This window comes from Rhizomicrobium palustre (assembly GCF_011761565.1).
Taxonomy (GTDB): domain Bacteria; phylum Pseudomonadota; class Alphaproteobacteria; order Micropepsales; family Micropepsaceae; genus Rhizomicrobium; species Rhizomicrobium palustre.
The window spans coordinates 4,227,393-4,243,718 of sequence record NZ_JAASRM010000001.1 but is presented as its reverse complement, the minus strand read 5'-3'; the positions used below and the strand labels follow the sequence as shown (position 1 = coordinate 4,243,718).

The window sequence follows — 16,326 nt, the reverse complement described above, 5'->3', positions numbered from 1 at the left end:
GAAATCTGAGGAGTTTCGGGCGTTTTCTCATCCAGGTAAGGCTTAAGAAAGCAAGAATTTGCGGGCGCTTTAAGCTGAAATTTCCTGGTGGAAAGAGTGCCTTTTGTGGGCTTTCCCAGCTTGTGCATGGGTGTACCTGACCTGCAATGCGCGTCCGTAAAGAGTCGCACACAGACAAAACTACGCGCTCCCCAATGTTGCGGCTTGCCCCTCGTTTTTCAACTTCTCGCGGTTCGCAAGAACCGACTTCATCCGATTCCTCAACAGCGCTTCAGCGATTCGAAATTCATCCGCGCACAGATCAGCGCTCTTGCCTTCACGGCAAAATTCATGCACAAAATTGTCGAGAGGGTGGGGACCAATCTGATTGCTTTTCTTTGCGACTCTCGTCGCGCAGACAGCTTTCACATTTTGCCGCTGCATCACGAAGAGGCTGCGCGCATCAAGCCATCCACGCAGCATCGGCAAGGCCATTTGGCCCCTTCGCAGCAATTATTTCTGTGGGTTGTTAATGTTGCTGCTTGCCCCGAAATGCGACTCGTAAGGCTCGATTTTCGCGACCAAAACCCGTAAAGCTCATCCGATTTCTCAGCGACTCGCCAGAGGTGTTTGATGCGCTTTCCAAATCCTGTTTTCGTCGCGCTCGATACGCCCGATCTGCCCCGCGCTTTGGAGCTCGCGGAAAGCGTGAAGCCCTATGTCGGTGGTTTGAAGGTGGGGCTCGAATTCATCTCGGCGCTCGGCCCTGATGGGGTGAAGGCGATGTCGGGTCTCGGCCTGCCGGTTTTCGCCGACGTGAAATTCCACGACATTCCGAACACGGTCGCGGGCGCGGCCAAAGCGATCGCCGGTCTCGGCGTGTCGATCTTCAACGTCCACGCTTCGGGTGGTGAGGCGATGATGCGCGCCGCGGTAGAGGCTATCGCCCCCTTCAATCCGCGCCCCAAACTGATCGCCGTTACGGTGCTGACCTCGATGGACGAAGCAGCGCTAGACGCCACCGGCCAGAAAGGCCCGGCCAAGGCGCAGGTGGCGCGTCTCGCCGCCCTCGTCAAAAAGAGCGGCCTTGATGGTGTGGTGTGCAGCGCCCATGAACTTGCCATGGTGCGCGAGGTGGCGGGGCCGGATTTCCTCACCATCGTGCCGGGCATCCGTCCGGCAGGTGCCGCGATTGGCGACCAGAAGCGGGTGATGACGCCCGCTGAAGCCCGCGCTGCCGGCGCTGACATCCTGGTTATCGGTCGCCCGATCACGGGCGCTGCGGACCCCGCCGCCGCAGCCCAGGCGATCATGGAGGAGTTGGGGCTTTAAGCCTGAAAATTGAGGTTCAGAACCTCACTTTCTCGGGCCTGGGGGGCAGGGTGATGACCCAGCTCCTTTGGTGAAAGGCTTTTTAGCTCAATTATTTAACAACAAACCGCCCCCTCGCTTGATTTCCGCTGCCCTGACGGCGATAAGCGGCGCCTTATGGCGCTTCTGGTGAAAATATGCGGCGTTAACGCCAGCGACTCTGCCGATGCGGCGGTGCGCGCGGGTGCCGATATGGTTGGGCTGGTCTTCCATCCCAAATCCCCGCGCCATCTCTCCTTCGAAGCGGCCCGTTCCCTCGCCGACCATTTGCGTGGGCGGGTGCAGCTCGTCACGCTTATCGCCGATGCCGATGACGAAATGATCGCGGGCGCGCTCGCCGCTGTTCGCCCGGATTTCCTTCAGCTCCATGGTCGCGAAACACCCGAACGCGCCGCTGCCCTCAAATCCCGTTTCGGCGTGCAGCTGATCAAGGCCTTCCCGATTGCGAGCGCCGCCGATTTCGCGCCGGTCGCCGCCTTCACCGATATCGCTGATCTCTTCCTCTTCGATGCCAAAGCGCCTGAAGGGCTTCGTCCCGGCGGGCATGGCGTCGCTTTCGATTGGCAGCTTCTGAAGGGCCGCGCTTTCCCGCGCCCTTGGCTTCTGGCGGGCGGTTTGTCGCCTGCAAATGTCGGCCGGGCCGTGATCCTTTCCGGCGCCCCCGGCGTTGATGTCTCATCGGGGGTGGAGACTGCGCCAGGGGTGAAAGACACTCATCTGATCGCAGAATTTCTTTCCGCTGCTCGCAACCCTAAACTTGATCTTGAGGAGGCGCGCTCGTGACGACGCCCAATTCTTACCGCACCGGGCCTGATGAGAGCGGCCATTTCGGCGCTTATGGCGGGCGCTTTGTGTCCGAAACCCTGATGCCGCTGATCCACGATCTGGAAAAGGCCTATGAAGAGGCCAAAGCCGATCCTGCCTTTCATGCCGAACTCAATGGGCTTCTGAAGCATTATGTCGGCCGCGAAAGCGCGCTCTATTTCGCCGAGCGTCTCACCGCTCATTGCGGCGGCGCGAAAATCTATCTCAAGCGCGAGGACCTCAACCACACCGGCGCGCATAAGGTGAACAACTGCCTGGGCCAGATCCTGCTTGCTCGGCGTATGGGCAAGACCCGCATCATCGCGGAAACCGGCGCAGGCATGCATGGCGTCGCAGCGGCAACCGTCTCGGCCCGCTTCGGCTTTCCCTGCATCGTTTATATGGGCGCGGTGGATGTGGAGCGGCAAAAGCCGAACGTCTTCCGCATGAAGCTCTTGGGCGCCGAGGTGCGCGCGGTCTCCAGCGGCTCCAAAACGCTGAAAGACGCCATGAACGAGGCGATGCGCGATTGGGTCGCCAATGTCGACGACACTTTCTACATGATTGGCACCGCCGCGGGCCCGCATCCCTATCCGGGGATGGTGCGCGATTTCCAGGCCGTGATTGGCGAAGAAACCCGCCGCCAGATGGTGGAACGTGAGGGCCGCTTGCCCGATCTCGTGACGGCTTGCGTCGGCGGCGGCTCCAATGCCATCGGCATGTTCCATCCTTTCCTCGATGATGCCGATGTCGAAATCCATGGCGTCGAAGCGGCAGGCAAGGGCGTCGACACGCCCCATCACGCCGCCACCCTCACCAAGGGCGTGCCCGGCGTGTTGCATGGTCAGCGCTCCTATCTTCTGCAGGATGACGACGGCCAGATCATCGAGGCCCATTCCATTTCGGCCGGCCTCGATTATCCCGGCGTTGGCCCCGAACATAGCTGGCTGCGCGATACTGGCCGGGTGAAGTATTTCTCGGCCACCGATAACGAAGCCATTGACGCTTTCATCGCGCTCTCCAAGCTCGAAGGCATCATTCCGGCGCTGGAATCCTCGCATGCGCTCGCCCATGTCATGCGCGTCGCCAAGACCATGCCGAAGGATAAGATCATCGTTGCCTGCCTCTCGGGCCGTGGCGACAAGGATGCGAACACGGTGGCGAACGTGCTGGGGGAAAATCTATGAGCCGTCTTCAAGCCCGTTTCGCGGAGCTGCGTGCGGAAAACCGCGCCGCCTTCATTCCTTTCATCACCGCGGGTGACCGTGATGGCGCCATGACGGCTGCTCTGCTCGAGCGTTTGCCGGAAGCGGGCGCCGATGTGATCGAACTCGGCGTGCCGTTCTCTGATCCCATGGCCGATGGCCCGGCCATTCAGGCCGCCTCCTTGCGCGCACTGCAATCCGGCATGAGCCTCGCCAAGGTGCTGGAGCTGGTGCGTGGTTTCCGCAAGACGAACAAGAAAACGCCGCTGGTGCTGATGGGCTATTACAACCCCATCCACAAATACGGCACCGCGCGTTTTGCCAAAGATGCGGCGGAAGCAGGCGTCGATGGCCTCATCACCGTCGATCTACCGCCGGAAGAAGATGATGTGCTGCGTCTCCCTGCCAATTCGCATGGCGTCGATATTGTGCGTCTCGCGACGCCGACCAGTAACGACGCCCGTCTCAAGACCATTCTGAATGGCGCAGGCGGCTTTCTCTATTATGTCTCGATCACCGGCGTCACCGGCACCAAGAGTTTCGCTGAAGACGCTGTGAAAACCGCCATCGCCCGCCTGAAAGCGTCTACCGATCTTCCTTGCGCGGTCGGCTTTGGCATTAAAACCCCGGAAAATGCGCGCGCTGTTGCCACTTTCGCGGATGCCGCGGTGGTCGGCTCGGCGATTGTGGACCGCATCGCAGGCGGAGCAGGGCTGGAGGATGTGGTGTCCTACTGCGCCGAACTCGCCCATGCCGTGCATACCGCCCGCTCTTAAAACGTGATAGGATTGGCTCCATGAACTGGCTCACCAATTTCGTTCGTCCCCGTATCAAAAGCCTGATCGGTGGCGACAAATCCTCCACGCCCGATAACCTTTGGAAGAAATGTCCCGCTTGCGGCGAGATGATTTTCCATCGCGATCTGGCGGCGGCGCTGTTTGTCTGCCCGCAATGCGGCCACCATATGCGCATCGGCGCGGCGGAGCGTTTCGCTCAGACCTTCGATAACGGCACCTTTGAAGAGCTGATCCCGCCGGAAGTGGCTGCCGATCCGCTCCGTTTCCGCGATGAGAAGCGTTATGCCGACCGTCTGCGCGATGCCCGCTCTAAGACCGGCCGCATTGATGCTCTCTCCGCCGCGCGCGGTCTTCTGGACAGCCTGCCGGTGATGGTGGCGGTGCAGAATTTCGATTTTATGGGCGGTTCGCTCGGCATGGGCGTGGGCGAGTCCCTGGTCCTTTCGATGCAGGCAGCGGTGGATGAGGGGCGTCCCTATATCCTTTATGTGGCTTCGGGCGGCGCACGCATGCAGGAAGGCGTGCTCTCGCTGATGCAGATGCCACGCGTGACCATCGCGGTGGACATGCTGCGCGATGCCAACCTGCCGTATATCGTGGTCCTCACCGATCCCACCACGGGCGGCGTTTCGGCCTCCTATGCCATGCTGGGCGATATCCATATCGCGGAACCTGGTGCGCTCATCGGCTTTGCTGGCCAGCGCGTCACTGCCAATGCTGTGCGCGAGCAATTGCCGGAAGGCTATCAGCGCGCCGAATATCTCATGGCCCATGGCCAGGTGGATATGGTGGTGCATCGCCAGGAAATGCGCGCCACGCTCTCGCGCGTGCTCCATCTCCTGATGAAGAAGAACAAGCCGCATAACGTCCTGCCGCTGGCCCCTCGGGTGATCGCGGGCAGCGCAGCGCGGGTTTCCGGGGCGTGATAGCGGGCAGCGACATCGTTCTCGAGCGGCTGCTCGCGCTGCATCCCAAGAAGATCGATCTTGTGCTGGATCGCGTGCAGCGGCTTCTGGCGGCCCTCGGCCATCCGGAGAAAAAGCTGCCGCCCGTGATCCATGTCGCGGGCACCAACGGCAAGGGCTCCACTTGCGCCTTCATGCGCGCGATGCTGGAAGCCCAAGGTCTGAAAGTGCATGTCTATTCCTCGCCGCATCTGGTGCGCTTTCACGAGCGAATCCGTCTGGCGGGCGAACTCATCACCGAATCCGAACTCGCCGCTTTGCTGGAGGAGTGCGAAGAGGTGAATGGCGGGCAACCCATCACCTTTTTCGAGATCACCACGGCGGCGGCCATGCTCGCCTTTTCGCGCCATAAGGCCGACGCGGTGATCCTGGAGGTCGGTCTCGGTGGCAAATATGACGCCACCAATGTGATCGAGAAGCCGCGCGCCGCGGTGATCACACCAATTGGCCTCGATCACGCTGAATTCCTCGGCAACGATATCGCCGGTATCGCAGCGGAGAAGGCGGGTATCATCAAGAAAGGCGTGCCGGTGATCATCGGGGCACAGGAAGACCTGCCGCGTGATGTCATTGTGCGCCGTGCGGATTCCTTAGGCGCACCTGTGGTGGCTTTCGGACAGGATTTCTTCGCCCATCAGGAACATGGCCGGATGGTCTATCAGGACATGGGTGGGCTGCTCGATCTTCCCATGCCCAAGCTCTTTGGCCGTCATCAGATCGAGAATGCGGCGACCGCGATTGCCGCGCTGCGCCAATCCGATTGGGTCAGCGATGCGGCGGTGGAGAAGGGGCTGCGGACGGTGGAATGGCCTGCGCGCATGCAGCGTCTCACCCATGGGCCACTGGTTGAATTTGCGCCGCAGGGCGCCGAAGTCTGGCTCGATGGCGGGCATAATCCCCATGGCGGGGCGGCGGTAGCGCGTGCGTTGGCTGATCTTGAGGATCGGGCCGACAAGCCGCTCTATCTCATTTCCGGCATGCTCGCGAATAAGGATGCCACGGGCTATTTCGCCAATTTCCGCGGCCTGGTGCGCCATGTCGTGACCATCGCCATTCCGGGCGAGCCGGGCAGCCTTGGCGCCGGGGCGCTTTATGACCGCGTGCGCGCCGCCGGTCTGGAAGCCTCGCCTGCCGAGGATGTCGAAGACGCCATGCTGCAGGTTGCAGCCATGTCGCGGATGGATGAAGAGGAAGCTGCACGTATTCTCATTTGCGGCTCGCTCTATCTCGCCGGCCATGTCCTGACCGAAAACGGCTGAGCTTTAGAAAAGCTTCAAATCATAGCGCTGGCCGCCTCCTGGGATTCGCGCCATACTTACGCGGGGCTATCGGGGGATTGCCATGCACTACCTGTTCGGGTTTTCCGGGCGCATTAACCGCGCCAAGATTTGGCTTTTCATCCTCATCAGTTTGGTGGTGGAGGCCATTACTTTCGTCATTGCCGCTAAAGGTTTCAAGTGGACCGGCTTTTGGGATGCGTTCACCGCACAAACTGCGGTGCGGCGTGATGTCGATTGGTTGGCGCTGCCTTGGCCGCATCTCGACACGCCCCTTGCTTGGGGCAGCCTTGCCGCCATTGTGGTGATTTTCGTCCTGCTGACCTGGGCCTCGCTTGCGGTCATGGTGAAACGCTTGCATGACCGCGCGAAGAGCGCTTGGTGGCTGCTGCTCTATTGGGGCGCACCTCTGGTCGTTTCGATGGCCCAGCAATGCCCAATTGTCAGAAGCTGGATTTACGCCGAGCCGAAAATTCCGGCTGTGACCTGGGCTGTTCTGGGTACAAGCCTTGCCGTGTTTGCGCTCGATATTTGGATATTCATCGATCTTTACTGCCTGCGCGGCACCAAAGGCGAAAACGATTACGGTCCCGATCCGCTGGAGAAAGCATAAAAAGAAAAGCCCCGCCGGATCACCCGCGGGGCTTTTTGATGTTCATGGCTTCCAGCTAGTTGCCGCTCACCGATCCGCCACTATTTGTGTTGTTCTCGATCTGAGCGGGATGGCCCTCATAGCGGACGGAGCCGCCGCTATGGGCATGTGCTTTTAGCTGCGTCAGGGCTTTGACATGCGCCGAGCCGCCGGAATGCGCGGTCACGTCCACCGAATCTGCGGCGATGGCAGTCGCTTCCACCGAGCCGCCGCTATGGGCCGTGACATCAAGCCGGTTCTGCTTGGGATAGGCGCCATCCACAGATACCCCGCCGCCGCTATGGGCGGTGATGGCATCGAGATGCGGCGTGACAATATCCAGCTCCAATTCATGGGGGCCAAGGCAGAAGCCCGTGCAGGCTGAAGCGTCCAGCACATTGCCGCGTACTTCCACGCGCGCCACTTTCATATCGCCGCGGATCACGGTGACTTTCTGCTGCGGTCCGTAATGCACTTTGGCATGTGCGCCCGCATGCATATTGAGGGCGGAGAAAGCGGGCAGGGTGAGGTCGGTTCCGGCAAAGCTCGCGCCTGTCAGAAGCGCGGCTGAAGCGAGCAAAGATGCGATGCGTGTCATGGCTATTCTCCTCATTCGCCGCTAACGGAACCGCCACCATGGGTGCGGGAATTGAGGATGGCGGGATGGCCGACATAGGTGACTTCGCCACCGCCATGCACTTCGGCATTCAGCGCATGAATGGGTTTGACGTGTAATTCGCCACCGCCATGCACATCGGCAGAGATATCGTCCACCGGCATACCGCGCAAATCGGCTTCGCCGCCGCCATGAACGTCAATGCGAAGGCGTTGCTGCTTGGGGAATTCACCCTGCGTGGTCAGCGTGCCACCGCCATGCACGCTCAGCGTTTCGAGACGTGGCGTCGTGACTTCCACCACCAGATCATGGCGGCCCCAGCACATGCCAGTACAGGGCGACAGGTTGAGCGTGTTGCCAACGACCGTAATCTCCGCCGTTTTGGGATCGGATTTGATCACGGTGACGCGCTGCTGCGGCCCATAAACCAGCTTCACCTCGCCCCCGCCATGCACATTGATGCCCGAAAAAGGTGGCAGGTTCAGCTCGGTCGCGGCAAGGCCCGGGCTGGTAAACAGAACGGCAGTGGCAGCAAGCGCAGCGAAACGGATCATGCGAAGGCTCCTTGAGGTATTGATCAAAGGCTTTTTCTAGCACTCCCGCACTAGTTTAGACCCATAGCGCTTTGCGGCATGCACCATGACGGAAGCTTGGGTCTCGCTACAAAGGGGCTAGTCCATCTCCATTTTTTCCGGCGGCATTTGGAACAGCGCCATGATGGCCTTGGTAAAGCCATCGGTGAAAGCTTTTCCGCAAGGCTCCGCGTGGGGTTTCAGTGCCGGATTAAGCAGGATATGGCAGCCGAGATGGCCGGGCGGGGCGGCCAGCGCCAGGATCACCGGCACGTCGTTTTGGATCAGTGCGGCGCTAGTTACTATCAATTGGCTCATCCGCTCCGGCGCGACATCGCCCAGAAGCGTGAATTTGAAGCCGAAATCGGCATCCGGCAGGACGTGGCGATAGTGCTCAGGCGGATCGCTCTTCATCTCGACATAGATGTTTGAATGGTCGGGCCGCCAGCTCTCATCGAATTGGGGAAGCTGCCGCCAGGCGCAGAAGTGACCGCGGCAGGATTTCGAGCGGGCCTCGTAAATGGTGCAGCCGGTGCCCGCCGCCCAATGGCTGCACAACACGCCCGGCGCTTTTTTCAGCTCGGGGTCGATGATGGCTGGCTGCGTGCAACAGACATTGCACGGCCCGCATTCCCGGCCGGGGACAAGAGGAAGGCTCATGCCACCAAGCTTAGCGGGATTCCCTCCAAAACACGAAAGCGCCCCACGAAGGAGGCGCTTGCGCTATAATCTCGAAAGGAAAACTAGATCGAGCCTTCGATCCATTCCTTGATCTTGGACTTGGGCAGGGCGCCAACTTTGGTGGCGGCCACCTGGCCCTGGGAGAAGATCATCATAGTGGGGATGCCGCGCACGCCATATTTCTGGGGCGTGTTGGGGTTCTCATCGATGTTGATCTTGGCGACGGTGATCTTTTCGCCCAGCTCGGCGCTCAGCTCGTCCAGGGCAGGGGCGATCATCCGGCAAGGCCCGCACCATTCCGCCCAGAAATCCACCAGAACCGGCTTATTGGCGTTCAGGACATCGGTCTGAAAAGAGGTGTCGGTCACCTTGATAGGAGAAGACATAGCAAATCCTCGGAAGCAGCCCGCTATATCTAGGTAGCGCCCCCCTCTTGGTCAAGGCGCGAACGGATGCGGGCGGTTTCTTCGTCCAGGAAGCCGGGCGAGAGTGGCAAAAGCAGCGGCCCCTCGGTCCAGACCAGCGAGCAGGAAATGCGTTTTCCAGGGAAAATCCGCATTGCAGCGGCCCGATAGAGGGCCATCTGGGTTGCATAAAGCCGCGGCACGTCTTGTTCCTGGGCAAGCGGGCGACCGGTTTTGAAATCAACGATGAGCACTTCGTCGCCGGTGACCGCCAGCCGGTCGACTCGGCCATGCACCCGCGCTGTGGGGCCAATCTCGGGCAAATCGGCGACGAGCGAGACTTCCGCCCGGCTGCCCGGCGCAAAAGCCATTCCAAAAATATGGTTATCAAGCACAGCTAGGACTTGCGCCACCAGGGGTTCCGGATTTTCCACACCGCGCGCGCTGAGAAATTGCAGCGCTACCTGCCGCCGCAGTTCTTCCGGCATGTCGGGCAGCCGCGCCAGAAGCGTATGCACCAGTTGCCCGCGCTTCACCCCGGATACTGCCCCGAGCGGCGAGGGGCTGGCGGGTTCGTCCATGCCTGCGGCTTGCGAGGGGCGGATCAGCCAGGGCGCGGGCTGCTCGGCGTTCGCGGATGTGCGCGCCCAATCGGGCAGGGTGACGATATCGGGCGCGGCCTTGGCCTGTTTGCCGAGGCTTACCAGCGCGGATTCGCCAAAAATCTTCACGCCGTCTTCGCGGGCGACGCCCAGGGCTTCTGCCGCGCGGCCAGCAAGATCATGCCAGGAGCCAGGCTTGGTGCCTTTCTTGTTCTCGAAACCGCAGACGATCAGCCGCTCGCGGGCGCGGGTCAGCGCCACATACAGAAGGCGGCGGTATTCTTTAAGCGCGGCCTCTACGATCGCATCCTTGGCGGCGAGCACCGGGGCGGGCGCCACATCCTTGGGCACCGGGAAGAGCACGCCGTCATCCGTGTAGAGAAGATTGCCGCGATCCGGCGAATCCGTCGGCAGGCGGGTGGTGTCGGGCAGGATGACGATATCGGCTTCCAGCCCCTTGGCGCCATGCACCGTCATCACCCGCACCTCGTCGCGCCCGCGCTCCATATCGCGCTTGACCGCTTCGGTGCCGGTTTCCATCCAATGCAGGAAGCCTTCCAGGCTCGGCGTTGCCGCCATTTCATATTGCAGCGCCAGCGAAAGGAATTCATCGATGGCGTCGCGCGCTTCCACCCCCAGCCGGTTCAAAAGCTTGCGGCGGCCATCGAGCAGCGCATGGGCATAATATTCATAAGGCGGGGCATAATCGGCGCGTGCGCGGGCGTCCGACAAAAGCTGATAGGCTTCCGGGAAATCGGTTTTGCGGGCGGAAAGCGCCTCCCACAACGTGCCTTTGCGCCCATGCGCTAGCTCAAACAATTCGCTTTCGGAAATCCCGATCAGCGGCGAGCGCAACAGCGCGGCCAAATTCAAATCGTCTTCCGGCAACAGCGCGAAGCGGCCATAGGCGATCAAATCCATCACCGCGATCTGTTCGGTGAGCACGATGCGGTCGGCGCCCGCCACCGGTACGCCATGTTCTTTCAGCCGCTTGATGATCTCGCTGCCGAATGGCTCGCGCCTGGGCAACAGGATCATGATATCGCCGGGCGAGATGGGTTTGTCATGGCCGGGCAGGGCCGCGCCATCGTCCAGCCACTGCCTTATGCGCCCTGCGATCTGCTCGGCAAGCTGCACCACCGGGCTCGACTCTTGCTGCATATCCACGGGGCGCAAATCCCAAGGATCGAGATCGGCGCCATCGCTTGCGGAAATCGGCGGCCAGAACTCGACGCAGCCTTTCAAATCCTTCAGCGGATTATGCTTGATCGGCGTATCGGAAGAGGTGAGCCCGTCGCGCGCTTCCGCGCTGGCAAAGGTCTGGTCCACGAAAGACAAGATCTGCGGTGCCGAGCGCCAGGAATCTTGCAAAGGCTGATAGAGGAATTCGCGCTGGCCTTCTTCCGCCCGCTTGGCAAAAAACGCCCGCCGCCGCTCGAACTGCCTGGGGTCTGCGCCCTGAAACGAGAAAATGGATTGCTTCTCGTCGCCTACAGCGAAAAGGGTGCGCGGTGCGCGCGCCACGCCTTCACCCGCGAAGAATTCTTCCGTCAGCTTCTGGATGATGTCCCATTGCAGGCCCGAAGTATCCTGCGCCTCATCGATCAGGATATGGTCGATACCTTCGTCGAGCTTATAAAGCACCCAGGCCGCGCCATGCTGATTGAGCAGGCGATGGGTGCGCACGATGAGGTCGTCGTAATCGAGGAAATTGCGCGCCCGCTTTTCGGCGGCATAGACATCGCGCACCTCGAAAATGATCTTCAGCGCCGCATCGGCCAGCATCGCAGCTTTGGCCGCGTTGAGGCGTTCCAGCGTCGAGAGCACGGTTTCGCCCAGCGTGCCCAGCCAGGCGGCAAGGTCAGGCCGCGCTTCGATCAGCTTCTTGGTGGCGAGAGCTTTCCTTAGCGTGCCGTCTTTGGTCAGCACCACAGCGCAGATGCCATCGAACTGCTCCATCTCGCCAAGCAGCTCTTTCGCGGCCGCCAGCGCCGCGCCGCGTTCGCCATCGGTCTTGCTGCCGCTTGAAAGCCAGGCGATGGCGGCTTTCAGCTTGTCTTCTTCGCGTTTCAGCCCGGCACAGAACTCCTTGGCAAGGCTTTCCGGCGTGTCGTCCTCGCTTGCGCCATGGGCCTTGCGGACCAGCGCCGTCCAATTTTCGCTGCCCACTTTCTCGAAAAACGCATCGAGCTTGCCGCGGTCACCGGTCAGCGCGCTGTCCAAAATCTGCTGCAGCTTGGCATCCGACAGCCGCGTCGCCAAATAGACGACTGCCTCATTGAGCTCGGCATCACGCGCCGCGCGTTCGAACACCCGCGCCCGCGCCGTCGCCAGCAATTCACTCGCCGAGCGGTCATCCAGTACCTTGAAGGAGGCGGGTACACCGGCCTCCAAAGGAAAGCGCGACAGCACATATTGGCAGAAGGAATGGATGGTCTGGATTTTCAGCCCGCCCGGTGTCTCCAAGGCTTTGGCGAAAAGCCGCCGCGCCGCACGCAAATCTTCTTTGCTGCCCGGATCGGCACCGATCTTCTCGATGCGTTCGGCAAGCGCGCTATCCGACAGCATCGACCATTCGCCGAGCTGCTTGAAGAGCCGATCGAACATCTCCGCCGCCGCCGCCTTGGTATAGGTGAGGCACAGAATGCGTTCCGGCGCCGCGCCTGCGAGCAGCAGCCGGGTCACGCGCGCCGCGAGGGTATAGGTCTTGCCCGCGCCGGCATTGGCGGCCACCCAGGCGGAGAGGTTGGGCTCAGCGGCCTTCATTCCTCGCCCCATCCGCTGGACGACCATTCCTTGACCCGCGCCAGATGATCGTAATCGCCGTCCGCATCCTTGCGCACCGGCGCCACCCGCGCGGCATACCCAATGTTCTCATCATCGAACAGGCGCACGCGGCCTTTCAGCTTTTCCAGTGCTTCGGCTGCCAATTGTTCCGCATCGCCACCGACAGATTTGAATTCGCCCGCCTTGGCCGCGCCGCTGATCTGCACATAAATGAGATCGCTCGCGGTCATCGCGGGCACATCCTTGAAGCCGCCTTCGCGCAGCATCGCTGCTTCCAGGGGCATTTGCGGCGAAAGATGCGTCTTTACCTGTTTGCCGCTCGGCGGTTCGCCGGTCTTGTAATCCAGAATCACCGCGCTGCCATCGTTCAAGCGGTCGATGCGGTCGGCGATGCCTTTCAGGGTGAAATCCCCGCCCGGCGCATCGAATGTGATCTCACCATATTTCTCGACATAGCTTTCAGCGATCTCTGCACGGCGCTTGCGCTCTTCGCCCAGGAACCATTCGGCGGCGCGCAGGAAACGCGGACGCCACAAGGCGAGGGTCGCTTGCGGCAGCTTCAGCGAGGTCAGCACCTCTTGTGTGATCTTCGCCAGCACGTCTTCCGCATTCACCGGCAAAGTGGGGTGCTCGCCGATGAAGCGTTCCAGGATTTCATGCAGTGCCGTCCCACGTTCGCGGGGCCCGAGCTCCGCATCCAGCGCATCAAGCTTTTTCAGCCCCAGCACGCGCTTGGCATAGATGGCGTAAGGGTCGCGCACCCATTTTTCCACATCGGTCACGCTCATCTCGCGAGGCCGTGCTTTCACTGGCGGTTTGGGATAGGGCGGGCGTTCCGGCGCGGGCAAGCCGGGATCATTCAGCGCCGTCGCAAAGCTGCGATATTTCGGGTCGAGCGCGAGATCGCCTTCAATGCCCAGCCCGCGCGTCAGCTGGGTCAGGCGTTGCAGCCAGCGCGAGGCCACCATCGGTGTGCCTTCCGATTTTACCGAACGGGTCAGCACCACGCGTGGCGCGGCGGAAAGTCCGGCAAAGTCATGCGCGGAAAGACCGATGGCGCGTTCAGGCTGCTCCAGCCCCAGCGTGGCGCGCATGGGGCGTGAGAACCAGGGATCATCGGCAGGGCCTTGCGGCCACACCCCTTCATTGAGCCCGCCCAGGATAACAAGGTCGAAGCTTTGTAAACGCGCTTCCAAGGGGCCGAGAATAAAGAGGCGCGGATGCTTGCCGTAAGAAGGGCGCACTGGCACCTCATCCATCAGGCTACGGAGCATCGGCGCATAGGAGCCGGTTTCCACTACCGGCAAATTCGCGGCCGCGGAGGCAAGGTCAGTCAAAAAGCGCGAGGCCGCCACACCATCGGTGCCTGCCCAAATTTCCGGCGCCAGCGTATCGGCGGCTTCGATATGAGCATTCAGAATATCGGAAAGCTCGGCTTCCGGTTTTGCCAGCACGGTTTCGAGCGGCGCCAGAACCTCGCGCAGTTTCGCAAACCAGATTTGCAGGCTCTCGGATTTCTCCGTCAGCGCCTTGGCAATGCCGGAAAGACCTGCATCCGGCCGGGGCCCTCGCAGCGCCTTATCTAGCCGCCGCGCCATCTCGCGCAAGGCGCCGGCTTCATCGCCCATGGTGCAGAGCGGATGCTTCAGCAGTGCCAACAAAGGCACCGGAGAAAACTCTTCATCGGCCGCTTCGGCCAGCAGCAGCAAAAACGATCCCGCCGCCATGCGCGAGAGGGGCCGCCCCGCGGAATCGTCGATCTCGATATCCCAGCGCTTCAGCGCCGCCGTTACCCGCCTTGCGAGGCCGCGATCACGGCTGATCAGCGCCGCGGTTTTGTCCTTGCTCTCCAAGGCTTCGCGCAGCATCAGCGCGATCACCTCGGCTTCTTCGCCGGGATCGGCGGCTTCGAACAGCGACAGGCCTTCGCATTTGGGCGGATTCAAGCTTTCGGCCAGCGCCCGCCAGGCATCGGTGGTCGGGGCAGGGCGCAGCACTTCGCGCAGCAGCCGCTCGCGTTCAGCATTCGCGCGCACAGTAATCCAATCGCCAATCCAATCGCCGACCTGATCGCGCCGCACCCCCATATGGGTGAGGAGCTGCTTCATGCCATATTGAGGATGGCCGGGCTCCAAACGCTCCCAGCTTTCGGCATCGAGTTCGCGGTCGAGCCCCGGCAACACCACTGCGCCTTTCGGCAGATGCGCGATCACGCGCAAAAGCTCCGCCGTCGCGGGAATGGAGCCCGTGGAACCCGCCGCCAGAATGAAACGCTCAGGGGGATGGTTTTCCAGCCGTGCCGCCAGCGCCCGTATCGACATATCGCGATGGGCGGCGGGATTGATTGCGCCTTCCGCTTCCAACAATCCCGGCCAGGCGGTGTCGATCAGCGATAAAAACTCCCGCACCTCCGCCCAATGCTCGGCGAGATTGGCGGGTGCAAGGTCTTTCAGCTTGGCAAGATCGGCGCCTTGGGTTTCGACTTCGTCCATCACCCCGGCAAGGCTTTTCGACAACGCCACCGCTTGGCCGAAGGTCATGGTGCCGCCATCGCGCGCATGGCTCCAGCGCCGGATCAGCGTGGCGAGGAGCAAGCGTTGGCGCAAAGGGGCAATGCGCGGCGGCAGATCCAATACCTCGCTATCCGTCGCGAATAAAAGCTCGTCCTCGTCGACTTCGCCTAATGGGCGGAACTCGGGCAGCAGCGTTGCCCCGCCGCAGAGGCGTGCGAAAATCTCCCGAAAGCTGCGCGCCGCGCGCTGTGTCGGCAAATAGATGGTGACATCAGCAAGCGCGAGGGGATTGTCCGCTGCGGGCTTTAGCCTTTCGGCCAGCCCCTTGGCGAGCGCTTCGGAAAAGGCAGCACTCGCCGGAATGGTGAAGACGTTTGCGCGTGGGTGTTCAGGCGGCTGGGGCAAGATCGTTCAAAAATTCTTCGGCATCGGCCACAGCTTGCGGCGTGCCCACATGAATCCAAACGCCGTCCATGCGGACGCCGAACAGACGCTCTTTCTCGATGGAGCGATCCCACAAGATATTGGTCGAGAACACGCCTTCGGGCGGATTGTCGAACAGGCGGGGATGCACGATCTGCACGCCAGGATAAGCGAAAGGTGAGACACGTCCCGGCGGCACGCGCGAAAGATGGCCGACGCCATCCATCATGAAATCGCCACGGCCTTCATAGCCGATGGAGTTCAGCAGCGGCACCATCAGGAGAAGGGCGTCCATGCGCTCTGCATCCCACTGCACCTTCATCTGCTCCAGGGCCTTGCCATAGCCTTCGACCCAGATGGAATCCGAGTTGTGGACATAGAAGGGCTCATCGCCGAGAAGCTGCATCGCCTTCAAGACGCCGCCGCCCGTGCCCAAGAGCCCGTCGCTTTCGTCCGAGTAGAGAATTTCCACATCCTTGCGGCCAGCAAGATGCTCGCGGATCATCTCGCCCTTGTAATAGAGATTGACCACGAAGGTGGTGACGCCGGCATCTTTCAGCCGGTCTATGGCATGATCGATCAGCGCCTTACCTTGAACCTGCACCAGCGGCTTCGGCCGCGTCTCCGTCAGGGGACGCATACGGGTGCCAAGACCCGCCGCCATGATCATCGCGCGCTTAGGATAACGCATCACAAGCT

At 61.4% G+C, this 16,326-nt stretch carries 15 protein-coding genes; 7 read left to right on the top strand and 8 right to left on the bottom strand.

The window, feature by feature from the left end; translation table 11 throughout:
* Positions 1-180: 180 nt before the first annotated feature.
* Positions 181-474 (bottom strand): hypothetical protein, encoded by a 294-nt coding sequence (locus tag FHS83_RS19140; RefSeq protein ID WP_167085118.1) that lies wholly within the window; start codon positions 472-474, stop codon positions 181-183.
* Between the two features lie 138 nt (positions 475-612).
* On the opposite strand from FHS83_RS19140, the gene pyrF reads away from it, so the two are divergent.
* The 7 genes from pyrF (at position 613) to FHS83_RS19105 (ending at position 7,011) form a co-directional block, all read left to right on the top strand.
* Entirely contained in the window at positions 613-1,311 is a 699-nt protein-coding gene (gene pyrF / locus FHS83_RS19135) for an orotidine-5'-phosphate decarboxylase (protein WP_167085116.1), read from the top strand.
* A 156-nt stretch (positions 1,312-1,467) separates the two neighbouring features.
* Positions 1,468-2,133: a phosphoribosylanthranilate isomerase gene (locus FHS83_RS19130; RefSeq protein ID WP_167085114.1), complete on the top strand. Its 666-nt coding sequence runs from the start codon at positions 1,468-1,470 to the stop codon at positions 2,131-2,133.
* Entirely contained in the window at positions 2,130-3,341 is a 1,212-nt protein-coding gene (gene trpB, locus FHS83_RS19125; protein WP_167085112.1) for a tryptophan synthase subunit beta, read from the top strand. The genes FHS83_RS19130 and trpB overlap by 4 nt, the downstream gene beginning before the upstream one ends.
* Positions 3,338-4,135, top strand: coding sequence for a tryptophan synthase subunit alpha (gene trpA, locus FHS83_RS19120; protein ID WP_167085110.1), 798 nt, complete (start codon positions 3,338-3,340; stop codon positions 4,133-4,135). Before trpB ends, trpA begins: the two co-directional genes overlap by 4 nt.
* Positions 4,136-4,155: 20 nt before the next feature.
* On the top strand, positions 4,156-5,082 hold the full coding sequence (accD, locus tag FHS83_RS19115) for an acetyl-CoA carboxylase, carboxyltransferase subunit beta (RefSeq protein WP_167085108.1): 927 nt from the start codon (positions 4,156-4,158) through the stop codon (positions 5,080-5,082).
* On the top strand, positions 5,079-6,380 hold the full coding sequence (locus tag FHS83_RS19110) for a Mur ligase family protein (RefSeq protein WP_208414968.1): 1,302 nt from the start codon (positions 5,079-5,081) through the stop codon (positions 6,378-6,380). The genes accD and FHS83_RS19110 overlap by 4 nt, the downstream gene beginning before the upstream one ends.
* A gap of 82 nt (positions 6,381-6,462) precedes the next feature.
* Complete coding sequence (locus tag FHS83_RS19105; RefSeq protein WP_167085106.1) at positions 6,463-7,011, top strand: DUF805 domain-containing protein; 549 nt, start codon at positions 6,463-6,465, stop codon at positions 7,009-7,011.
* Between the two features lie 55 nt (positions 7,012-7,066).
* On the opposite strand, the gene FHS83_RS19100 is transcribed toward FHS83_RS19105, so the two are convergent.
* From FHS83_RS19100 to FHS83_RS19070, 7 genes are all read right to left on the bottom strand, one after another.
* Entirely contained in the window at positions 7,067-7,627 is a 561-nt protein-coding gene (locus tag FHS83_RS19100; protein ID WP_167085104.1) for a GIN domain-containing protein, read from the bottom strand.
* Between the two features lie 11 nt (positions 7,628-7,638).
* Positions 7,639-8,199 (bottom strand): GIN domain-containing protein, encoded by a 561-nt coding sequence (locus tag FHS83_RS19095; RefSeq protein WP_167085102.1) that lies wholly within the window; start codon positions 8,197-8,199, stop codon positions 7,639-7,641.
* A gap of 117 nt (positions 8,200-8,316) precedes the next feature.
* Positions 8,317-8,877 (bottom strand): hypothetical protein, encoded by a 561-nt coding sequence (locus tag FHS83_RS19090; RefSeq protein WP_167085100.1) that lies wholly within the window; start codon positions 8,875-8,877, stop codon positions 8,317-8,319.
* A gap of 83 nt (positions 8,878-8,960) precedes the next feature.
* Entirely contained in the window at positions 8,961-9,284 is a 324-nt protein-coding gene (gene trxA, locus FHS83_RS19085) for a thioredoxin TrxA (protein WP_167085097.1), read from the bottom strand.
* 29 nt (positions 9,285-9,313) lie between these two features.
* A complete protein-coding gene (gene addA, locus FHS83_RS19080; protein ID WP_167085095.1) occupies positions 9,314-12,670 on the bottom strand; it encodes a double-strand break repair helicase AddA in 3,357 nt (1,118 codons plus the stop codon).
* Positions 12,667-15,609, bottom strand: coding sequence for a double-strand break repair protein AddB (gene addB, locus FHS83_RS19075; RefSeq protein ID WP_167085093.1), 2,943 nt, complete (start codon positions 15,607-15,609; stop codon positions 12,667-12,669). Before addB ends, addA begins: the two co-directional genes overlap by 4 nt.
* Positions 15,593-16,318 carry a nucleotidyltransferase family protein gene (locus tag FHS83_RS19070; protein WP_208414967.1) on the bottom strand — a complete coding sequence of 242 codons (726 nt, stop codon included), beginning with the start codon at positions 16,316-16,318 and terminating at the stop codon, positions 15,593-15,595. The genes addB and FHS83_RS19070 overlap by 17 nt, the downstream gene beginning before the upstream one ends.
* Positions 16,319-16,326 lie beyond the last annotated feature (8 nt).